Raw genomic sequence first — 21154 nt, forward strand, 5'->3', positions numbered from 1 at the left:
TCAGATGCGGGCCAGCGCCGCCCGAAGCTTGTTCCGCGAGTTGACGTCGAGCTTGGTGAACACCTTGTGCAGGTGCCACTCGACCGTGCGGGGACTGATGAACAGCTCGGCCCCGATCTCGGAGTTCGTCCTCCCGTCGGCGGCCAGCCGGGCGATCTGGGCCTCCTGCGCGGTGAGGGCCTCCCGCGGGTCGACCGTCTGCTGCCGTACCGACTCGCCGGTGGCCAGCAGTTCACGACGGGCACGCTCGGCGAAGGCGGTCGCGCCGAAACCGCGCAGCATGTCGTAGGCGGTGCGCAGCTGTTCGCGGGCGTCGAGGCGCCGGTTCTCACGGCGGAGCCACTCGCCGTACACCAGGTGGGTGCGCGCGAGGTGGACGGTGATCCGGCTGCGCTCCAGGCGCTCGACGGCCTCGCGGTACAGCGCGTCGGCGGCCGGGCCGTCGTGGAGCAGCGCCCTCGACCGGGCCAGCACACCGAGGGCCCAGTCCGTGCCACTGGCGTCCGCCCGTTCCTCCAGCCGGCGCAGGGCCGCCTCGGCGGCCTCCGGCGCGTCGCTGCGGGCGCCCGCCTCGACCAGTTCGACCAGGGAGAACGCGCCGCTCGCCAGATCCTCGAACTCCCCGGCCCGTTCGGCGTCGTCCAGGGCGTCCTGGTACCGGCCGAGGCCGTTGTTCAGGACCGCGAGGAGGTAGTGGGCCAGACCGATCGCCCGCCCCTCGCCCCACGCGGTCGCGTCCCGGGCGGCGGCCCGGATCAGCTCCGCCGCCTTCGCGTCCTCGCCCCGCCAGGCCACCAGCAGCAGCGAGGGGTAGGCGATCGGTGAATTGCCGGTCAGCTCCGTCATGTTGTCGGACTCGTTGATCAACGCCGAGGCGAGATCGAACTCCCCGGCGTGCACATGGACGGCGGCGCGGTAACCGAGCGCCAGGGGAAGGAAGTTGAGCGCGCCGCTCGCGCGCGCCGCCCGGACCGCGTGCGTGGTCAGTTCGTACCAGGCCTCGTCGTCCCAGAGGTCGCCGGCGACCAGCCAGGTCAGCCAGAGCCAGCGCATGGCGTCGTCCTCGTCGCGTCCGGCGGCGCGCCGGAACGCGCGCAGCGCGGGCTTCAGCACCGGGGCGCCCTTGTCATGGCCCTCGGTGAACCGCGTCGCCAGACCGTCGAGGAGCAGGTCCGCCGGCCGGGCGGGGTGCGAGCCGCGCGGCGCGGTGCGCGCGGCCTCGGCCACCTCCCGCACATCGACCCGGCCGTGCAGCCGACCGGCGAAGACCGCCGCCCCGATCGCTTCGAGATACGCCTCGCGCGCCTCCCCGTCGTCGACCTGTTCCAGTCGGCCCGCCGCGTCGAGCAGCAGCGGCAGGGCCTCGCCACCGCGTCTGCGGGCGAAGACGATCTGGGCGCGCAGCCGGGCCAGCCGCGCGTGCTGGGCCTTGTCCAACGGGCCCAGCTCCGCGGCGGCGAGGAGATCGAGCGCCGCGTCGGGGGCCCCGGCCTCGAAGGCGGCCCGCGCGGCGGCGGACGCCCTCGCGCCGCGTGTCGCCGGGTCGGGCGTCAGCTCGGTCGCACGTCTCAGGAACGCGGCAGCCGCCGCGACACCGCCACGGGCCTGGGCCCGGCCGGCCGAGCGCTCCAGCTCGCCCGCCACCTCCTCGTCGGGTTCGACGGCCGCGTGGGCACGGTGCCAGGCCTGCCGATCGGAGTCGAACGCCGGATCGGTCGCCTCGGCCAGCGCCCGGTGCACGTCCCGGCGCACACCGGGATCGGCCGCGCGATAGGCCGCCGAGCGCACCAGCGGATGACGGAACCGCACCCGCGCCCCGAACTCGATCAGCCCCGCCTCCTCGGCCGCCCCCGCCGCGTCCGCCCCGATGTCGAGCCGCTCCGCCACCCGCCGCAGCAACGGCACGTCCCCCACCGGCTCGGCGGCGGCGGCCAGCAGCAGCCGCTGCGCCGCGTCCGGGAGCCCGCCGATCCGCCGCAGGAAACTCTGCTCGATCTGGCTCGCCAGCGGCCGGGCGTCCGGACGCCCGAACCCCCCGGCCAGCTCCGCCGCCGTCAGGCCCCGCGTCAGCTCCAGCAGGGCCAGCGGGTTGCCGCGGGTCTCGGCGACGATCCGGTCCCGGACCCGCTCGTCCAGCCGGCCCGGGACCGCCGAGTCCAGCAGCGCCCGCGCGTCGTCGTCGCGCAGCCCCCGGACCACGAGTTCCCGCAGCCCCACCAGCGGATCGTCGGCCGGGGCGGGTGCCGAGGTCCGCACCGCGCACACCAGCGCCACCCGCTCCGCGAGCAGCCGGCGGGCGACGAAGGCGAGGGTCTGCGCGGAGACCCGGTCGAGCCACTGGGCGTCGTCCACCACACAGACGAGCGGGCGCTCCTCCGCCACCTCGGCCAGCAGACTGAGCACCGCCAGCCCGACCATGAAACGGTCCGGGGCGCTGCCCGCCCGCAGCCCGAACGCGATGGCCAGGGCGTCACGCTGGGGTTCGGGCAGCCGGTCGAGCTGTCCCAGCATCGGTACGCACAGCTGATGCAGCCCGGCGAACGCCAGCTCCATCTCGGACTCGACACCGGCGGCCCGCAGGACCCGACACCCCGCCGCCCGGCCCACCAGATACTCCACGAGCGCGGTCTTGCCGACGCCGGGCTCGCCGCGCAGCACGAGCACCTGGCTCTGCCCCGCCCCGGCGCCGGCCACCACCTGATCCAGCGCCCCGCACTCGCCACGCCGGCCACGCAGCCCGCGCGGCCCGCGCCGAGGAGCGCCGCTCGCCATCCACCACCACCGCGCAGTTCAGAGGAGCCCGACCCTGATCCACTCGGGTCGGCCCCCATCATGCCCCGTGCGCGTGGCCCGGACAATCGGCGACCGTGGGTGGTGGCACGGTCACCGGGCCGGGCGCCCGAGGCGGCCCGCGAGGCGGATCAGCGGGGGCGCCGCAGGGTGCCACCTCCCTGGAACAGGCCGATGAGATGCCCCATGTCGCCGACCCGGGACGCGTCGAGGAAGGCTTCGAGCAGCCCGTCCCGCTCCGCCGCGTCGACCGGGGTGCGCCGTTGCCCGGCGAGATGTCTGCGCGCCCGCAGCGCCACCTGCCGTGCGTTGCCCTCGCTCAGTTCGAGAATCCCGGCGATCTCCCGGAACGGGTACTCGAACGCCTCGCGCAGCACGTACACGGCGCGTTCGACGGGCGTGAGCCGTGCCATCAGGAGCCCCATCGCGAGTTCCAGCGCCTCGCCGCGTTCGGCCTCCCGCGCCGGATCGAGGGACGTGGGGTCGCCGCCCGGGATCCCCGCGCCGACACTGACCTCGTGGCGGGCGCGGGCCGAGGTCGCCTCGTTGAGCGCGACCCGGATGGTGACGGTCACGAGGAACGCGACCCGGTCCCGTACCTGTGCCCGGTCCGTGCCCTGCCAGCGGACCCACACGTCCTGAACGACGTCCTCGGCGTCGGCCACCCGCCCCAGCATCCGGTAGGCGATCCCGAACAACCGGGAGCGCGCCCTCTCGAAGTCGGCCGTCGCCTCCGGCCCGGAGCGAAGGGCGGTCGCCGCCGTGCTCCCGGCCGCCGCGTTCCTCGTCGTCGTTACGTTCCTGGTCGTACCCCTGCCGGACGAGCCCGGCTTCGACATGACGTCGATGTTGGACAAGCGCATGACGATCTTCCCCGGTCCCGGTGGTCTGGACCGCCGGGCCCGGCTCATCGTGCGCCGGGGCCCGGCTCAGTGACCCGGCCACCGTCGTCCGGGGCCGACCCCGGGCGCACCCGTGGAATCCCTGGTGCACCCCCGGGTGCGGCACGACTCCGCGCTACTGCGGGGAACCGCCCGCGTAGGCGATGTTCGGCCGGGGCGGCTGCGCCATGCCGGCCCCGAGGAAGTAGTCGAGCTGGTGGGACTGCATATAGCCCTTGAACGTCATGGCGTTGCGGTAGGCCGGGTTGTGGGCCGGGGTGTACAGCCGGGTGCCGGTCGGCTGGTCGGTGGTGAAGACGATCAGCTCGTCGTAGGCGGCGTTGGTGTACACGGCCTCCTCGCGCCAGTCGCCGAGGAGGTCACCGACGAGGGTGGGGCCGCCCTGCGCGGCGGTGACCGCGCCGTGGTTCCAGGTGCTGACCAGCCGGGGCAGACCGCCGGTCGGCGTCGGGTTCAGCGGGTTCCACTTCTCGATCTTGCCGTCGTTGAGCAGTTCCATGGTGAGGTCGCCGTCCCACCACAGGCCCAGCTGCGGCCAGGGGCGCAGCGCGGTGTTCGGTTCGGTGAGCCGGTTGGTGGACGCGTTGTACAGGCCGGAGAAGGACCACACCTCCATGCCGGGGAAGCGCGCGTCGACATCGCCGGCCATACCGCGTCCGACGTCGGCGGGGCCGCCGTCGTGCCGCCAGATCACGGAGCCGGTGGCGGCGTCGTAGTAGTACTCCAGCAGCCCGCTCGGGTTGTCCTGCTGGACGCCGTAGCCTTCGAGCCCCGGGCGGCCGGGGTCCAGGTCGGCGATGTGGAAGCGGTCGCCGTGGACGATGCCCTGGGGGCCCATCGAGTACCGGGGTGTGCCGTCGCCGTTGAGGACGAACCCGATCTCGGCGACCTCGTCCGTGCCGTCGCCGTTCACGTCGACGGCACGGGTGTTGTGCCCGTCGGGCGCGTTCTGGCCGCCGCGCAGCCATGTCCACTCCTGCCTGAGCGCCCCGCCGGTGAACCGCCAGGCGGCCATCATCAGATTGAAGGCCCCGTCGTCGCGCCGGTTCTTCATATAGGCGACGAGGCTCGGTGTGGTGCCGTTGAGATACGCGACCCCGAGACGCGCGCCCATCGGTCCGTCGGCGAGGTAGGTCGTCGGCACCGCCGCCCAGTTGCGCAGCGCCCCGGTCCGGCCGTCGAGGACGGCCATGAACTGGCGGGAGTCGTCCGCGTGCGTCCAGGCCGTCCCGTCGCCGAACCGGACACCGTCGGCGATCTTCAGGGCGACCTCCGCGCGGCCGTCGCTGTCGAAGTCGTAGACCGTGACACCGTCCCAGTGGCCCACGTCGATCGTGGACGACCCCGGTTCGATGTTGTCCTGGTTCCGGCTGTTCGGCCCCAGGTCGACGTCCCAGAGGAACTGCCCGCGCCCGGTGTACGCCTCCAGCCGCTGCGGCGAGGTCTGCCGGTCCACGAGGTAGTCGTACTCGCCGTCGCCGTCGAGATCGCCGGCCCAGACGAACTTCACCGGACCGCCGGACCGCAACGGCACACGGACCACGGGCTCCGTCGTGTGGTTCGCCGTCAGGGTGAAGGCCGCGCCGGGCGCCTGCTCCTGGCCGCCCACGACCGGGGCCACGCGGTAGCTCTGCGAGCGGGTCAGGTCGGCCGTGGTGTCCGTGTAGTTGGTCCCGCCGGTCAGGACGGCCGTGTTGAGCCTGGTGTACGCGCCGCCGGCGGTGGACCGGTAGACGTGGAAGCCGATGCCCTCCGGGTCGAGCCCCAGCAGCCGCCAGGAGACCAGCACCCGGTTACCGGCCGAGCGCACCGCGACGACCCCGCGCCCGAGGTTCTCCATCATCCGCGCGGCCCGCACCGCCGGGGCGTCGGCCGCGGCCGTGCCCGCACCGGACGAGGGCAGGTTCGTCGGCCCGGCGAGCAGCGCGGCACAGACGACCAGAGCTCTGAGTGTCATGCGCATGACAACATCACCTCTTGTGTACGGACCGGAAACCAGGGGGAGTTGAACCGTTTACACGCTTGTGAGGAAAGCAGCGCGAGGTGTGACAGTCAAGGCGCCTGTAAACGCTTTCACCGATGCTCGGCCTCGGGACGGTCGTCGCCCGACTCCGTCCACTCCGCCCCGGTCCGCAGCCGGAAGGCCGCGACGGCGGCCTCCACGGTCGGGAAGAAGTGCGCCGGGTCGATCGTGCGCGTCAGCCCGTACCGCTCGATCTTGCTGCGGACCGGGTCCTTCAGCTCGGCGAACACCAGATGCACGTCCTGCGCGTTGAGCGCCTCGTCGAGTTCCTCCAGGACGTCCGAGGCGGTGGTGTCCACGTCCGTCATGGGCTCCGCCGCGATCACGATCCAGCTCGGCCGGGGGTCGGCGTCGGCCAGCCGTCTGACCTCGTCCCGGAACGCCTTGGCGTTGGCGAAGAACAGCGGGGCGTCGAACCGGTAGATCACCAGGCCCGGCAGCCGCCCGGCCGCCGGATAGGACCGGATGTCGTGATAGCCCTCCAGCCCCCGCACCCGCCCCAGCACCGTGTTGTACGGCCACCACGCCCGCCGGAAGACGTTCAGGACGGACAGGCCCACGGCCACGGCGATCCCGGGCAGCACACCGAGCAGGGCCACACCGACGAACGCCGCGAGACACAGCAGGAACTCCGCCCGGCGCTGCCGCCACAGCCGTACCGCCCCCGGGACGTCGGCCAGGGACAGCGACGCGGTGATCACCACGGCGGCCAGGGCCGGCTGCGGAAGATCACGGAACAGACCCGGGACCAGGACGAGCATCAGGACGATCAGCGCCGCGCCGACCACGCCCGTCAGCTGACTCCGGGCCCCCGCGCGCTCCGCGACCGCCGTACGGGACCCGCTCGTACTGACCGGGAAGCCCTGGAAGAGACCGGCCGCCAGGTTCGCGACGCCGACCCCGGCCATCTCCTGGTTGCCGCGGACCTCCTGACCCGTGCGCGCCGCGAACGCCGACGCGTTGGAGATCGTGTCGGCCAGGGACACCAGCGCGATGCCCAGCGCACCGGCGAGCAGCGGCGCCAGATCGGAGAGCCGGATCTCCGGGACCGTGAACGGCGGGAAACCCTCGGGCAGTTCACCGACCAGGTTCACCCCGCGCGCGCCGAGATCGAAGACGACGGCCGCCGCGATCGCCAGCACCACCATCACGAGCACGGCGGGGATCTTCGGCAGCACGCGTTGCAGCAGCAGGATCAGCGCGATCCCGCCGACGCCGACCGCGGCGGCGGCCGGAACCACCGCCCCGTCGGCGAGTTCCTGTACGAAGCCGACGCACTCGCCGATCAGATTGTCCGCGTCGACCTTGAAGCCCAGCAGCTTGGGCAGCTGACCGACCAGGATCGTCAGGGCCAGGCCGTTCATATAGCCGATCATCGTCGGCTTGGAGATCAGATCGGCGATGAAACCGAGCTTCGCCACCGAGGCAAGGATCATGATGGCCGCCACCATCAGCGCCAGCACCGAGGCCAGCGCGACCGCCCGGTCCGGATCACCGTCCGCCGCCACCAGCGGCAGCACGGTCGCGGCGATCATCGGCCCCAGCGAGGAGTCCGGGCCCAGCACCAGGATCCGGGACGGCCCGCACACCGCGTAACCCAGCAGACAGAGGATCGTCGTGTACAGACCCGTGATGGGCGGCAGGCCCGCCAGCTCGGCGTACGCCATGCCCTGCGGCACCAGCAGCGTCGTCAGGACGACCCCCGCGACCAGGTCCTTGCCCAGCCATTCGCGCCGGTACGACGACACCGCGCGGACCCCGGGAACGACCCGCAACCGGGACACGAGCCCCCGACTCCTGTGCTCGCTGGTCACAGACCGTCCTTCCGTTCCGCCGCGCTGCTCCGGGCCTAGTCTCGCCCAGCCGTGAATCCCCCGCCCCGCGGGGCCCGGAGCAGGTCCCGGTCCGCGCCGGGCCTACCCGTGCTTCTTCCTCCCCGGCGCCCCGGCGTACGGATCGGCCAGGGCGCCGGCGGGGGCCTCCCGTTCCAGCTCCTCCCGGGTGACGAGCAGCGCCTTGCGTGCCGCGTCGCCCACGTCGGGGTAGCGCGGGTCGATGTCCATCAGGGTGTGCGCGAGGATCGCCGCCGCGCAGACCCGCGCGAACCACTTCCGGTCCGCCGGTACGACGTACCACGGCGCCCACTCGGTGCTCGTCGCCGACAGCATCTCGGAGAACGCGAGCTGGTACTCGTCCCAGTGGCGCCGCTCCCGGACGTCGGCGGCGGAGAACTTCCAGTTCTTCTCCGGCAGATCGATCCGCTTCAGGAAACGGGTGCGCTGCTCCTCCTTGGACAGGTTCAGGAAGATCTTCACCACCTTGAACCCGTTGTCCGTGAGATACCGCTCCCACTGGTTGATCTCCCGGTAGCGCCGCTCCCAGATGTCCGGTCCCCGGGTGCCGTCCGGCAGCTTCTGCCGGACCAGGTTCTCGGGGTGGACCCGTACGACGAGGACCTCCTCGTAGTGCGAGCGGTTGAAGATGGCGATCTCACCGCGCGCGGGCAGGCGCCGGGCGTAGCGCCACAGGTAGTCGTGGTCGAGCTCCTCGGCGGAGGGCACCTTGAAGCTGCTGACCCGCACGCCCTGCGGATTGACGCCGCTCATCACATGGCGGATCGTCCCGTCCTTGCCCCCGGCGTCGAGCGCCTGGAGACAGAGCAGCACGCCGTACGAGTCCTGGGCGGCCAGCCGCTCCTGGTACTCGGCCAGCAGCGACACCCCGGTCCGCAGCAGCTCGCTCCCGTCGCGCTTCCGCAGATCGCCCCTGTAGCGGGGGTCGAAGTCCCGCTCCAGCCGCACCTTCGACCCCGGTTCCACCCGCAGCGGCGCGATGAACTCCGCGATGGTCGCGGCTCTCTCGTCCGGCATCAGGCCCCGCCCTTCGCACCGAGAGCCCGCCGGGCCCGGCGTTCGACCAGGATCGGGACGTAGGCCCTGACCCGGGCCAGGTGGAACGAGTCGTACGCGGTCCTGACCGTCGCCTCGACGGTGGCCCGGTCGACCGAGGGGTAGGCCGCGCTGAGCCGTACCGCCATGTTCCGGATGGACGCGAGTTCGTCCCGCGCAATCTGTTCCTCGGCCGGTACGGCCGCACTGATCCCCATGTCCCACGACCTTCGCACCGCAGAACCACGGATCCCACCACAGCCCGCGACAGGATCCCTCGCCCCCATTCTCCGCGCGCCCCGGCATGATCGCCTCTCCCCTGCGCGCGCCGGTCGCCCGACCTCTCCCGGGGCCTCCGCCCGGTGTCGGTCCGCGCGGACCGGGACCCGGAGGCGGACCTCGTAGCCGCCGTCGGCCGCGGGGCCGGACGCGAACGTGCCGTGGAGCAGCTCGGCCGGTTCCCGCCGGCCGGGGGGAGGGTTCCGGCCGGCCGGGGGGAGTCCTCGACGCCACGGGGAGCCCTCGACACCGACGGCGTGCCCGCACCGGCCGGGCCCCACCCGGCAGGGCGGCACCCGCCGGGTGGCGGGGTGGGACCGGACACCTGCCGGACACCGAGGGCCGGGCGCGCTCCCCAGCCTGGGAACATGACCCAGAACGCAGACCACACCACGCTCCCGGCGCCGCCCGGCACCGGCCGTCCCGGGGCCGCCGGGACGGACCGGCCGGAGTCCCCGGCGGGCCGCGGACCCTCGACGGGACGCCGCGGCGACCACCACCTCGGGCACCTGCACCACCACCGCGACCGGCGCCAGTTGTGCGCTGGGCACCCTCGCCCCCGGGGCCGTCGTCACGGTGACGGTCGCCGCCGAGCCCCGGGCCACCGGCACCCTCACCGACCGGGCCACGGTCGGTGCCACCCAGACCGACCCCAACTCCGGCGACAACACGGCCGCGGCGACCACCACGGTCACCAACACCCGTGGCTGCACCCGCGTCGGCACCAGCGGCAACGACATCCTCACCGGCACCTTCGGCAACGACGTGATCTGCGCCCTCGGCGGCGACGACACCGTCAACGCGGGCTCCGGCAACGACACCGTCCACGCCGGCCACGGCAACGACCGCGTCGACGGCGGCGCCGGCAACGACACCCTCAACGGCGGCCCCGGCAACGACAACCTGATCGGCAACAACGGCACCGACAACCTCGACACCGTCGACGGAGTCCCCGGCAACGACACCGCCAACGGCGGCCCCGGTACGGACTCCTGCACGACGGACCCGGGCGACACCCGCGTCAGCTGCCCCTGACCGTACGGCGCCCTCACCACACCCCATCGGGCCCCGCGCTACGACAGGCGGGGCCCGGCGGCATTCGGCCGGAGCCGCCTCGGATTGACGGAATCACCTCCGCCGCCTACGGGCGGCGAACGGCTAGTGTCATGAGCACGACTAACTTTCCCCCACGAGGAGGTCGAACATGCACGTTCGTACGCTGACCGGCGGCCTGACCGCAGCCCTGCTGGTGTCCCTGTCCCTGACGGCCGGTCAGGCCGTGGCCGCCCCCGCCGCCACGGCCGACGCCTCACTGGCCGCCCGGGTCTTCACCTACGACGCCAGTGGCTCCGCCGAGTTCAGGAGCGCGGTCGACCGGGGCGCGGCGATCTGGAACGAGAGCGTCGACGCCGTCGAGCTGCGACCCGCCACCACCGGGCAACGCGCGAACATCCGGGTCCTCGCGGACAACGGCTGGCCCCGCGCGCTGCCCACCACCCTGGGCAACGGAACCGTCTACATCGGCCGCCAGGCCGTGGACCAGGGCTACGACACGATCCGTATCTCCGCCCATGAACTCGGCCACATCCTGGGCCTGCCCGACCGCAAGCCCGGCCCCTGCTCCAGCCTGATGTCCGGTTCCACCGCGGGCACCGCGTGCACGAACCCGTATCCCAACGCGGCGGAGAAGGCGGAGGTCGAGGACAACTTCGGCGGCCTCCTCGTCGAACGTGCCCCGGCGGGGCGCCCCGAGATGATCGTGGACTGACACCCGCCGCACCACCGACCGGCGAAGCCGAACGCCCGCCCGAGGCTCTCGGGCGGGCGTTCACGCGTGGGCACGCCACCGGGACCGGCACTGGCGCGCGCGAGGATCACCCGTCAGGATCGCGCCGCGCCGCTACCGGTCGACGTCCTCCCCGGCCTCCAGCAGGGTCGCCGCCTCGCCCACGATCCTCCGGTCCGGTTCGCCGACGATCTCGTGGTCCTTGCCGGTGTAGTCGAAGCGGGCCAGCACACTGCGCATGGCCTCCACCCGGGCCCGCTTCTTGTCGTTGCTCTTCACCACGGTCCACGGCGCCTGCTCGGTGTCCGTCTCGCGGAACATGGCGACCTTCGCGGCGGTGTAGTCGTCCCAGAGGTCGAGGGACGCGAGGTCCATCGGGCTGAGCTTCCACTGCCGTACGGGGTCGACCTGACGGATCGTGAAGCGTGTGCGCTGCTCGCCCTGCGACACCGAGAACCAGAACTTCACCAGGTCCACGCCGTCGTCCACGAGCATCCGCTCGAAGGCGGGCGCCTGCCGCATGAAGCGCCGGTACTCGTCGTCCGTGCAGAAGCCCATCACCCGCTCCACACCGGCCCGGTTGTACCAGGACCGGTCGAAGAGCACGATCTCCCCGGCCGTCGGCAGATGCTCGACGTACCGCTGGAAGTACCACTGCCCGCGCTCGCGCTCGGTCGGCTTCTCCAGCGCCACCACCCGGGCGCCGCGCGGATTGAGATGCTCGGTGAAGCGCTTGATGGTGCCGCCCTTGCCGGCCGCGTCCCGCCCCTCGAAGACGACGACCAGCCGGCGCCCCGACTCCTTGATCCAGCTCTGCAGCTTCAGCAGCTCGATCTGCTGGAGCCGCTTGTGCCAGTCGTACTCCCCGCGCTCCATGCGCTCTGCGTACGGGTAGTTCTCCCGCCAGGTGTCCACCGGGCTGCCGTCGGGCCGGATCAGCACCGGGTCGTCGTGGTCGCTGTAGTCGACACGCATGTCGCTGAGCAGTTCGGTCATCTCTACTTCCCTGGAGCGTCAGTGGAACCGCGGCACGATCAGATGGATCCCGTACGCCACCACGGCGGCACACGCGAGGAAGCACAGCCCGGCCACGCCGAACCCCACCGCGTCGCTGCCCCCGTCGCCCTCGCGCGCGGTCTCCGCGCGGGCCAGGCCCAGCACCCCCAGGGCGAAGACGACGACCACCCCGACCGTGACTCCGGTACTCACCGCGGCGACCTCACCGAGGGCGCTCCAGTCCAGCTGCATCGTTCGTACTCTCCTTGCTCTCCCGGACCCGGGCGGTCGGACGGCTCAGGCGGCGGTGGAGACCGGCGTCGGCACGGTGGCGCGGACGCCGACCTCGTGGGTCTCGTTGACATTGGACGCGTGCACCGGGTTGCGGCGCGACATCAGCACGATGAACGCGGCCACGGCCAGGGCGAGGAGCGCGATGACGACGAGGCCGATGTTCCCGCCGTGCGTCACCACGCTCGCGGCGAGGCCACCGACCAGCGCGGCGGCGGGCAGGGTCACCAGCCACGCCACCACCATGCGGCCCGCCGTACCCCACCGCACCTCGGCGAGACGCCGGCCCAGACCGGCGCCGAGGATGCCGCCGGAGCAGACCTGAGTGGTCGACAGCGCGAAACCGAGGTGCGCGGAGGTCAGGATGACCGTCGTCGAGGCGGCCTCCGCCGCGAAGCCCTGCGGCGACTGGATGTCGGTCAGCCCCTTGCCCATCGTCCGGATGATCCGCCAGCCGCCGAGGTAGGTACCGAGACCGATGGCGAGTCCGGCCGAACCGATCACCCACAGCGGCGGCCCGGCGTCGTGGCCGAGGGCCCCGGCCGAGATCAGCGTGAGCGTGATGACGCCCATCGTCTTCTGCGCGTCGTTCGTACCGTGCGCGAGCGAGACCAGCGAGGCCGAGCCGATCCGATCCGCCGGAAGCCAAGTGGGCGGACCCATTCCCGTTCCCGCCCCGCCCTCGCTCCGGCCTTCAGCCGGATACGTCGTTGATCCACTTGCCTGGCGCCGCGTAGGTTCCCCGTATGACAAACGTACGGATCGGTGTGATGTACGACCGTGACTGGGCCCCGGAGGGGTTGCCCGAGTTCGCGCGACGGGCCGAGGCGCTCGGGGTGGACGATCTGTGGGTGGTGGAGGACCTCGGCTGGAACGGCGGTGTGTCGGCCGCGGCCGTGGCCCTGGGGGCGACGGGGCGCCTGCGGGTGGGGATCGGCATCACCCCGGCACCGCTGCGCAGCCCGGCGCTGCTGGCGATGGAACTGGCCACGCTGGCCCGGGTGTTCCCCGGCCGGCTGGTGGCCGGCATCGGGCACGGGGTAGGGGAGTGGATGGCCCAGGTCGGTGTCGCGCCCCGCTCCCCGCTGGCGCTGCTGGAGGAGACGATCACGTCCGTGCGGGCGTTGCTGCGCGGTGAGCGTGTCGAGCTGGCGGGGCGTGAAGTGCGCCTGGACGGGGTCGAGCTGGTGCATGCGCCGGCCGAGGTCCCGCCGGTCGTCGCGGGTGTCGTGCGCCCCCGCTCCCTCGAACTGTCCGGCCGGGTCGCCGACGGCACGCTGATCGCCGAGGGCCACGGTCCGCGCGACCTGGCGCGGATCCGTGAGCTGACCGCGAAGGGCGGCGCCACCGCCGACCACACCCTCACCGTCTTCGCCTTCGCCCGCGTCGGCGACGACCCCGACGAGGTGGCCCGTGCCCTGCACCCCCACACCGAGGGCCACGGCGCCTGGCTGGGCCGCCCCCAGGACGAGGTCTTCACCGTCTCCGGCAGCGCCTCCCGGGCCGTCGCCGACATCCGGGCGCTCGCGACGGCAGGCGCCGACACGGTCGTCCTGCGCTTCGTGGGCGACGATCCCCTGGGCCAGCTGGAGGCCGTGCTGCGATCCCGGTGAACCCCCGAGGGCGACAGGGCTGTCCGGCATCCCCACGCCCGCACGCCCAGTGACTACGCCACCTGGCGCGATACCCTCGCGCCATGTCCGGGGCATCGGTGGCGCGCTTCTACGACGAACTGGCCGACGACTACCACCTCATCTACGCCGACTGGGACGCGAGCATCCGTCGCCCGGGGGGCCGCCCTGCACGCCCTCATCGGCCGGGACCGTGCCGCAGTGCTGGACTGTTCCTGCGGCATCGGCACCCAGGCGATCGGCCTCGCGTCGCACGGGCACCACGTCACCGGGACCGACCTCAGCCCCCGCGCGGTCGCCCGCGCCACCCGTGAGGCCGTCTCCCGGGGCGTCCGTCTGGACACGGCCGCCGCCGACATGCGGCGCCTTCCGTTCCGCGACGGCCGTTTCGACACCGTCGTCTGCGCCGACAACTCGCTGCCCCACCTGCTGACCGAGCGGGACGTGCGCACCGCCCTCGCCGAGACGCGCCGCGTGCTGCGGCCCGGCGGCCTGCTGCTGGTCAGCACCCGCCCGTACGACGAACTGCTGCGCGACCGCCCGGCGTCGACGCCTCCACAGGTCCACCCGCACCCCGATCCGTCCGACGGGGCCGATGGCGCCGGTGGGGCCGATGGCACCGACCGTGGAGAGCGAACCGTCACCTTCCAGCTCTGGCACTGGCACGAGGACGGCGAGCACTACGACCTGGAGCACTTCCAGCTCCTGCCGGCCGACGCCGGGGAATGGCGGGTCCGGGTCCGCCGGACCACGTACCGGGCACTCGGCCGCGACCGGCTCACCGCCCTCGCGGCCGAGGCCGGGTTCGTCGACCTCGCCTGGCGCACGCCCCAGGAGACCGGCTTCTTCCAACAACTGCTCGTGGCCCGCGCCGACGGACCGGCGGACGGGTAGCGGCACCCGTCGTCACGGGCGAGGTCCCGGTTCGCGTGGCCCGACGCGGGCGCGTCCGTCCGAGCCCCGTCAAGTCCTTCCGCGGACCTCGCGGAACGGCACGTCGGGGATGTACGTCCGCCACTGGGCGCGGGTCGGGCCGCCGCCCGCGCGGGCGCAGACGGTGCTCATCGCTCGGCCCGTGTCGACCGCGTACCGCCGGAGCGGGACATGCGCGCTCCCGGCGTACAGGGTGCCGCTGCCGGCGCCGAAGGCGAGGGTCTCGATGCCCTCGCCGGAGGTCGGCAGCGGCCCGCCGAGCGGCTGTTGGGTCTCCGTGTCCCACAGCTGGAGGGTGCCCGCGTCGCCGCCGACCGCGAGGGTGCGGCCGTCGGGGCTGAGGGCGAGGGCGCCGACCGCTTCCGGGGCGGTGCCGAGCGGCGAGGGGAAGACATTGCGCGGGACCCGCGCCCGGTGGCGGACGGCGCCGTCCCACAGCGCGACCCGGCCGGTCCGGTCGTCCGCCGCCAGGGCCCGGCCGTCGGGGCGGAAGGCGAGCGCGCTGACCTGGTCGCCCTGCACCAGGTCCTGGGCCCGGCCCGGACCGGAGGGCAGGCCGTACAGACGGTTGTCCCCGACCATGAGGCCGCCGTCGGGGCGGACCGCCACAGGGGCGCTCGCGAGGTCGGCATCGCTGACGGTGCTCGTGCGCCGGCCGCTCGCGGTGTCCCACGCCTCGTGGTCGAGCATGCCGGACGCGGATGCGCGGGTGGTGTACAGGGTGCGCCCGGCGGGGCCGAGGACGAGCGAGGTCGCCGCCGCCCCGGTCCCGGTCGTCGACAGATCCACGCCGTCGCGCTCCCGGCCCCGCCGTACGTCCCGGAGCGCGATCCGCTGCGGGGACGATGGCCGATCCGGCACCGAGACGCCGTAGGCGAGGGGGGCGGTCAGGCCAGCACGAACAGCAGGGTGGCCATGGTGGTGACGGCCAGGAGGGCGGCTGCCGCGATCAGCAGCCGCAGACGGCTGTGATCGGCCGGGGAGGCGGTGGGGTGTGCCGCACGCGGTGCGCTCCCGGCCGTCGACTGGGCGCGGATACCGCCGGTCACCTCGATGACGACGGGAACGCCCAGTATCTCGGCGGGGATCTTCCGGCGTGTCCCGTCATCGTCCTCGCGCAGGTTGATCCGCACGACCCAGCCGTCTTCCTGCTGCCGGAGGCCGATCCCCGCCACATGCTGTGCGTCGCTGGTGCTGAGGACCGTATTCATGATTCTGCTCTTGGCCTGGCGGGCTGCTGCAAGGTCCGGCATGGGAAAGCCTCCACTGCGTCTATCGATCTTCTGTGCCGTTGAGCGGTTCGGCCTTCACGGCGTGAAGCGCGGCGGGCAGAGGCATGGCATAGGACCGGTTCGCCACCTCATTGCCTGCAAAGATCATCGCATAGCCAACGCGGGTACGAGGAGAGTAGACCATGGACCCGCTGTCGCCGGCCGCGGAAAAGGAAAACCCATGGGTTCCCGTGATCTCGATGACATTGGAGAAGTTGAAGTACCGGAATTCGGCCTCGCCGATGCGGTACTCCACCTGCATCAGGTCGACCTCGGTGGCGGACAGATGGCCTTTGGTGTGGCCGGTGGAACGCCCCACCTTCGCGAGGAGATCATCGTCGAAGGAAGGCTCGTCCACTTTCTCCAGAACACCTTCGGGAAGGAAGTTGCCCATGGTCTCGATTCCGGGGTCCAGAGTGGCAGCTGCCACGTCCAGTTGATTCTCCTTCCGTTCTTCGAGGGGGACGAGATGGGAAAGGGTGCCGATGCGGTCGTTCGGGCATCCGGAATCCAGCATGCCCGGCTGGAATATCGGATCGCCGATGGTGCCGCGGTTGGTGGCGGCCAGGACATGGTTGTTGGAGAGGACCCCGACGGTGCCCGGCTGCCCCAGGAAGCGGACGAAGCAGCCCAGTGTTCCGGCCCCCACCAGACCGTGTCCGACCGAGTGCCCCACGCGCAGGGGACGGTGACGTGACCGATAGGGGTTGTGGCGTGCGCCGAGCGCGCTGATTCTCCCGGTCACCTCGACATTCACCTCCCCCCGGGCGGAGGAGAGAAGCGCGGCGACAGCCGGATGCTCTCTCAGGTCCCGTTCTTCGAGGCGTAACTCCAATCGGTATCCCCCGGATTCTCTGTGCGACATGCCGACACCGATCGACCGGGTGATACGCCCCCCGGGTTCATGGGCCGCGGGGCGCGTCCAGGCGTGGGTGGCGGGTGGGAGGAGCCGTGAAACCAACTGGTTCCTCAGCTCCCTCGCCTCGTCAATTTTCACGATTACTGCCCTTTCAGGTTGCCCCAACGTTAGCCATCTGAAAAGACTCGTTCGGTTGATCACGCGTCGGGATGTCGAGGCTGGCCCGATGTGAATACGGAGAGGTGTCGCCGGGTCGGAATCATGCCGGATCTGATTGACGCTGACGATATGTATTTCACTATTGATGCCTTTCTGATCGAACACGATCGCATGGTGAGGATGTCGATCCGTCTTCGCAGGTCCGGCCCTTACATCGGCGGGCGCGCCCCTTGTGCTCCAACGCGCCGCCCAGCAGATGAAATGATCATCTCCGGTAAAGGGTCCGCGCGGTCGGGGCCGAGCGCGGTACGCCCTCGCGCTCCCCGCCGAGCGGGGCTTCGGCGCGAGACAGCGGAAGGGGACGTTCTCGATGGGGACCGTCGTGCACGTACCGCAGACGCGGGACATGATCGGGGAGGAGCTGTCCGGGGACGAGGCGCTCACCGCGCTGCGGCACTACGGAGGCCGGCGGCTGCTCCTCGACGCGTTCGCCCGCTTCCGCTACGCCGACGGCTTCACCCACTCCCGTTCCCTCGCGTTCCAAGTGGTCCTGGGGCTGGTGCCGTTCACCATCGCGCTGGTCGGTGTGGCCACCACCGTGCACACGGAGAGCGTGGGCCGGATCATCGAACTGACCCTGGGCCGGATCGTGCCGGGCGCCAGCGCGCGCCTGGTCGAGGACGCCCTCGACGCCACCGCGCGCAGCGCCGGTTCCGGCGTCTGGAACGCCGTCGCCATGTGGCTGGGACTCGCCTTCGCCGTGCTCAACCCCGCCTCCGCGACGGGGCAGGTCGAGCGGGGCGCCAACCGCATCTACGGCATCGAGCGGGACCGGCCGTTCCTGGCCAAGTACGGCCGGGCCCTGCTCCTCGCCCTCACCGCCGGCACGCCGATGGTCCTGGGCTTCCTCGTGCTCGTCGCGGGGGACGCCGTCGGCACCTCGGTGGTGGAGTCCCTCGGCCGGTCCCCGGGACTGCTCGACTGGTGGCGGCCCCTCGAAGTGCCCCTGGGCGTGGCCCTCGCCTGGGTCGCCTCGGTGGTGATCTTCCGCTGGGCTCCGCGCCGCGACCGGCCCGGCTACACCTGGCTCGCGTTCGGCTCGGCGGTCCACCTCGTGCTGTGGGTCTCGGCCACCTGGCTGCTGGCGCTCTATGTCGCCAGGAGCGGATCGTTCGGCGCCGTGTACGGGCCGCTGACGGCGTTCGTCGCCCTGCTGCTGTGGGCCAACCTGACCGGTGTGGCGCTGTTCCTGGGCATCGCGTTCGCCGCTCAGCTCGAAGCGGCCCGCGCCGGGATCACCGAGGCCGTACGGCCGGACCCGGGGCCGGGGTCATGACGAGGGCACCGGTCGGAGGAGGGTGGCGGTCGGACGGGGGAGACGCTCAGAGGACCACGGCCATGCTGATCAGACCGATCGCCACCAGCGCCACCACCAGCATGATCAGGGTGAGGGACAGCGCCTCCCAGCGCTTGCGCGGCGCCGGCGGCTCCGGATGGGAGATCCCGGAGGTGGAGCCCTCGCCGGGTGGCGTCTCACCGGGCGGTACTCCCACTGTTTCGACCGCCATGGGGCACGCTCCCTTCGGTGTTCCAACGCTCGGGTGCTGTCACCCATGTAACCATAAGTAGTACATATGAATGCACTTCCCTTCTGGGTCGGCATAGGCGATATGCGGACACTGGACAGCGGGAGAGGGGAGGCCGCCATGCTGACCGTCGTCCGTGAGCAGCTGGGACAGGCCCTGTTCCGCCGGGTCGCCGGTCCCGACGGGCCGGACAAACGCGCCCGTATCCATGAGACCCCCGGCCCGCGCTGGTTCGGCCCGGAGCGCCCGATCCGGACCGTCCACGGTGACGCCTCCATGTTCATCGGCGGGCTGAGCGCACTGCTGCTGCAGTCCCTGCACCCGCTCGCCATGGCGGCGGTGGCCGGGCACTCCGGCTACCAGGGCGATCCGTGGGGCAGGCTCCAGCGCACCAGCGCCTTCCTGGCCGTGACGACCTTCGGCACCGCCGAGGACGCCCAGCGGGCGGTCGACCACGTCCGGGGCATCCACGAGCGGATCCGCGGGACCACGGCCGAGGGCCTGCCGTACCACGCGGCCGATCCACGGCTGCTCGGCTGGGTGCACGCCGCCGAGACGGCCGGCTTTCTGCGCGCCCACGCGTGCTTCGGGGCCCACCCGCTGGACGCCGCCGGATACGACGCCTACGTCGCCGACACCGCGCGCGTCGCCGAGGCGCTCGGCGTGAGCGACCCACCGCGCGACCGCCGCGAACTGTCCGCGCGCCTGACCGCCTACCGGGACGAGCTGAGGGCCACGCCCGAGGCCCGCGCCGCCGCCCGCTTCCTGCTGTTCCAGCCTCCCCTGCCGCTCGCGGTACGGCCCTTCTACGGCGGGCTGGCCGCGAACGCGGTCGCGCTGCTCCCGCCCTGGGCCCGCGGCATGCTGTGGCTGCCCCGGGTGCCGCTCGTCGAGCGACTCGCCGTACGCCCCACCGGCCGGGCCCTGACCCGGACGATCCGCTGGGCCATGGCCTCGTCGTAGCCGCCGGACGCGGGCCACCCGCGGGCCACCCGAGAAGCGCCCGAGGGCAGTCCGAAGTCCGCTCGGCGCCCGCCCGACACCCGTGCGTCCCGGTGGGGCGCGCGGGGGAGAATGAGGGCGGTACTCAACTCGACCTCTGCGACAGGAGCGGGGCAATGCAGGACGCGCGAGCGGGGCAGGTCGCCGGGCCCGAGGATCTCATCGATGTGGCCCGTCTGGTCACGGCGTACTACGCGCTGCATCCGGACCCGGCCGAACCGGGACAGCGGGTGGCGTTCGGTACCTCCGGACACCGGGGCTCGTCCCTGGCGACGGCGTTCAACGAGGACCACATCGCCGCCACCAGCCAGGCCATCTGCGAGTACCGCGCCGCCCAGGGCACCGACGGTCCCCTCTTCCTCGGCGCCGACACCCACGCCCTGTCGGAACCCGCGCGGATCACCGCGCTCGAGGTGTTCGCCGCCAACGACGTGACCGTCCTCATCGACGCCGCCGACGGCTACACCCCCACCCCGGCGGTCTCGCACGCCATCCTCGCCCACAACCGCGGCCGTACGTCCGCGCTCGCCGACGGAGTGGTGGTCACCCCCTCGCACAACCCGCCCGCCGACGGCGGCTTCAAGTACAACCCGCCCAGCGGCGGCCCCGCCGGTTCCGAGGCGACCTCCTGGATCCAGGACCGCGCCAACGACATCATCACGGCCGGGATGAAGGACGTACGGCGTATCCCTTACACCCGCGCCCTGGCCGCCCCCGGCACCGGGCGGCACGACTTCCTCGGCGCGTATGTGGCCGATCTGCCGAACGTGCTGGACCTGGAGGCGATCCGGTCCGCCGGGGTGCGCATCGGCGCCGACCCGCTGGGCGGCGCGTCGGTCGCCTACTGGGGCCGGATCGCCGAACAGCACCGGCTCGACCTGACCGTGGTGAACCCGCTCACCGACCCCACCTGGCGTTTCATGACGCTGGACTGGGACGGCAGGATCCGCATGGACTGCTCCTCGCCGTACGCCATGGCCTCGCTCATCGAGCGGCGGGACCGCTTCGACATCGCGACCGGCAATGACGCCGACGCCGACCGGCACGGCATCGTCACCCCGGACGGCGGCCTGATGAACCCCAACCACTATCTGGCGGTGGCGATCTCGTATCTGTTCTCGCACCGGGAGCAGTGGCCCGCCGGGGCCGGGATCGGCAAGACCCTGGTGTCGTCCGGCATGATCGACCGGGTCGCGGCGGACGTCGGCCGGCAGCTGGTCGAAGTCCCGGTCGGCTTCAAGTGGTTCGTGGACGGCCTCTCCGACGGCACCCTCGGCTTCGGCGGCGAGGAGTCGGCGGGCGCCTCCTTCCTGCGCCGCGACGGCTCGGTGTGGACCACCGACAAGGACGGCATCATCCTGGCCCTGCTCGCCTCCGAGATCACGGCGGTCACCGGCGGCACCCCCTCGCAGCACTACGCCCGGCTCGCCGAACGCTTCGGCGCCCCCGCCTACGCCCGCGTCGACGCCCCCGCCTCCCGTGAGGAGAAGGCGCTGCTCGCCAAGCTGTCCCCGGCCCAGGTCACCGCCGACACCCTCGCCGGGGAACCGGTCACCCAGGTTCTCACCGAGGCCCCCGGCAATGGCGCCGCCCTCGGTGGCATCAAGGTCGCCACCGCCAACGCCTGGTTCGCGGCCCGCCCTTCGGGCACCGAGGACGTCTACAAGATCTACGGGGAGTCCTTCCTCGGCGCGGACCATCTGCGGCAGGTCCAGGACGAGGCCAGGTCGGTGGTGCTGGCGGCGCTGAGCGCCTGAC

18 protein-coding genes and 2 pseudogenes are annotated in these 21154 nt (G+C 72.4%); 7 read left to right on the plus strand and 13 right to left on the minus strand.

The window, feature by feature from the left end:
• The 6 genes from F9278_RS44470 to F9278_RS44495 all read right to left on the minus strand — a co-directional run bounded on the left by F9278_RS44470 (position 1) and on the right by F9278_RS44495 (position 8821).
• Positions 1-2772 carry a helix-turn-helix transcriptional regulator gene (locus F9278_RS44470; protein ID WP_152173380.1) on the minus strand — a complete coding sequence of 924 codons (2772 nt, stop codon included), beginning with the start codon at positions 2770-2772 and terminating at the stop codon, positions 1-3.
• Between the two features lie 149 nt (positions 2773-2921).
• Positions 2922-3653 carry a sigma-70 family RNA polymerase sigma factor gene (locus F9278_RS44475; RefSeq protein WP_226967210.1) on the minus strand — a complete coding sequence of 244 codons (732 nt, stop codon included), beginning with the start codon at positions 3651-3653 and terminating at the stop codon, positions 2922-2924.
• A 154-nt stretch (positions 3654-3807) separates the two neighbouring features.
• Complete coding sequence (locus tag F9278_RS44480) at positions 3808-5655, minus strand: rhamnogalacturonan lyase family protein (protein WP_226967211.1); 1848 nt, start codon at positions 5653-5655, stop codon at positions 3808-3810.
• A 110-nt stretch (positions 5656-5765) separates the two neighbouring features.
• Positions 5766-7529 (minus strand): SulP family inorganic anion transporter, encoded by a 1764-nt coding sequence (locus tag F9278_RS44485; protein ID WP_152173381.1) that lies wholly within the window; start codon positions 7527-7529, stop codon positions 5766-5768.
• A gap of 102 nt (positions 7530-7631) precedes the next feature.
• Complete coding sequence (locus F9278_RS44490; protein ID WP_152173382.1) at positions 7632-8585, minus strand: polyphosphate kinase 2 family protein; 954 nt, start codon at positions 8583-8585, stop codon at positions 7632-7634.
• On the minus strand, positions 8585-8821 hold the full coding sequence (locus tag F9278_RS44495) for a three-helix bundle dimerization domain-containing protein (RefSeq protein ID WP_152173383.1): 237 nt from the start codon (positions 8819-8821) through the stop codon (positions 8585-8587). Before F9278_RS44495 ends, F9278_RS44490 begins: the two co-directional genes overlap by 1 nt.
• 604 nt (positions 8822-9425) lie before the next feature.
• On the opposite strand from F9278_RS44495, the gene F9278_RS44500 reads away from it, so the two are divergent.
• Entirely contained in the window at positions 9426-9917 is a 492-nt protein-coding gene (locus tag F9278_RS44500) for a calcium-binding protein (RefSeq protein WP_152173384.1), read from the plus strand.
• 169 nt (positions 9918-10086) lie between these two features.
• Positions 10087-10650 (plus strand): snapalysin family zinc-dependent metalloprotease, encoded by a 564-nt coding sequence (locus F9278_RS44505; protein WP_152173385.1) that lies wholly within the window; start codon positions 10087-10089, stop codon positions 10648-10650.
• Between the two features lie 132 nt (positions 10651-10782).
• Here F9278_RS44505 and ppk2 read toward each other — a convergent pair whose 3' ends face one another.
• The 3 genes and pseudogenes from ppk2 to F9278_RS44520 all read right to left on the minus strand — a co-directional run.
• Positions 10783-11664: a polyphosphate kinase 2 gene (ppk2, locus tag F9278_RS44510; RefSeq protein ID WP_152173386.1), complete on the minus strand. Its 882-nt coding sequence runs from the start codon at positions 11662-11664 to the stop codon at positions 10783-10785.
• 18 nt (positions 11665-11682) lie between these two features.
• Positions 11683-11916: a hypothetical protein gene (locus F9278_RS44515; RefSeq protein ID WP_152173387.1), complete on the minus strand. Its 234-nt coding sequence runs from the start codon at positions 11914-11916 to the stop codon at positions 11683-11685.
• A 45-nt stretch (positions 11917-11961) separates the two neighbouring features.
• Positions 11962-12588, minus strand: a pseudogene (locus F9278_RS44520) (anion permease); the annotation flags it as partial.
• Between the two features lie 113 nt (positions 12589-12701).
• Here F9278_RS44520 and F9278_RS44525 point away from each other — a divergent pair.
• Both F9278_RS44525 and F9278_RS44530 read left to right on the plus strand, forming a co-directional pair.
• On the plus strand, positions 12702-13568 hold the full coding sequence (locus F9278_RS44525) for an LLM class flavin-dependent oxidoreductase (RefSeq protein ID WP_152173388.1): 867 nt from the start codon (positions 12702-12704) through the stop codon (positions 13566-13568).
• An 83-nt stretch (positions 13569-13651) separates the two neighbouring features.
• Positions 13652-14480, plus strand: a pseudogene (locus F9278_RS44530) (class I SAM-dependent methyltransferase).
• Positions 14481-14549: 69 nt separating this feature from the next.
• Here F9278_RS44530 and F9278_RS44535 read toward each other — a convergent pair.
• From F9278_RS44535 to F9278_RS44545, 3 genes are all read right to left on the minus strand, one after another.
• On the minus strand, positions 14550-15380 hold the full coding sequence (locus F9278_RS44535; RefSeq protein WP_152173389.1) for a WD40 repeat domain-containing protein: 831 nt from the start codon (positions 15378-15380) through the stop codon (positions 14550-14552).
• A gap of 26 nt (positions 15381-15406) precedes the next feature.
• Positions 15407-15730, minus strand: a complete 324-nt coding sequence (locus F9278_RS44540) for a hypothetical protein (RefSeq protein WP_193241918.1) — start codon at positions 15728-15730, stop codon at positions 15407-15409.
• 61 nt (positions 15731-15791) lie between these two features.
• Positions 15792-16973: a hypothetical protein gene (locus tag F9278_RS44545; protein WP_152173391.1), complete on the minus strand. Its 1182-nt coding sequence runs from the start codon at positions 16971-16973 to the stop codon at positions 15792-15794.
• A gap of 205 nt (positions 16974-17178) precedes the next feature.
• Between F9278_RS44545 and F9278_RS44550 the strand changes: the two genes are divergently transcribed.
• The gene (locus F9278_RS44550) at positions 17179-18144 is read left to right on the plus strand and encodes a YihY/virulence factor BrkB family protein (protein ID WP_152173392.1); all 966 of its coding nucleotides are present in this window, start codon (positions 17179-17181) and stop codon (positions 18142-18144) included.
• Positions 18145-18190: 46 nt separating this feature from the next.
• Here F9278_RS44550 and F9278_RS44555 read toward each other — a convergent pair whose 3' ends face one another.
• Positions 18191-18376 carry a DUF6480 family protein gene (locus F9278_RS44555; RefSeq protein WP_152173393.1) on the minus strand — a complete coding sequence of 62 codons (186 nt, stop codon included), beginning with the start codon at positions 18374-18376 and terminating at the stop codon, positions 18191-18193.
• A 138-nt stretch (positions 18377-18514) separates the two neighbouring features.
• On the opposite strand from F9278_RS44555, the gene F9278_RS44560 reads away from it, so the two are divergent.
• Both F9278_RS44560 and pgm read left to right on the plus strand, forming a co-directional pair.
• Positions 18515-19357, plus strand: coding sequence for an oxygenase MpaB family protein (locus F9278_RS44560; RefSeq protein WP_152173394.1), 843 nt, complete (start codon positions 18515-18517; stop codon positions 19355-19357).
• A gap of 155 nt (positions 19358-19512) precedes the next feature.
• Positions 19513-21153 (plus strand): phosphoglucomutase (alpha-D-glucose-1,6-bisphosphate-dependent), encoded by a 1641-nt coding sequence (pgm, locus tag F9278_RS44565; RefSeq protein WP_152173395.1) that lies wholly within the window; start codon positions 19513-19515, stop codon positions 21151-21153.
• The last annotated feature ends 1 nt before the right edge of the window (position 21154 follow it).

Origin of the sequence: Streptomyces phaeolivaceus (genome assembly GCF_009184865.1) — a bacterium.
Taxonomy (GTDB): domain Bacteria; phylum Actinomycetota; class Actinomycetes; order Streptomycetales; family Streptomycetaceae; genus Streptomyces; species Streptomyces phaeolivaceus.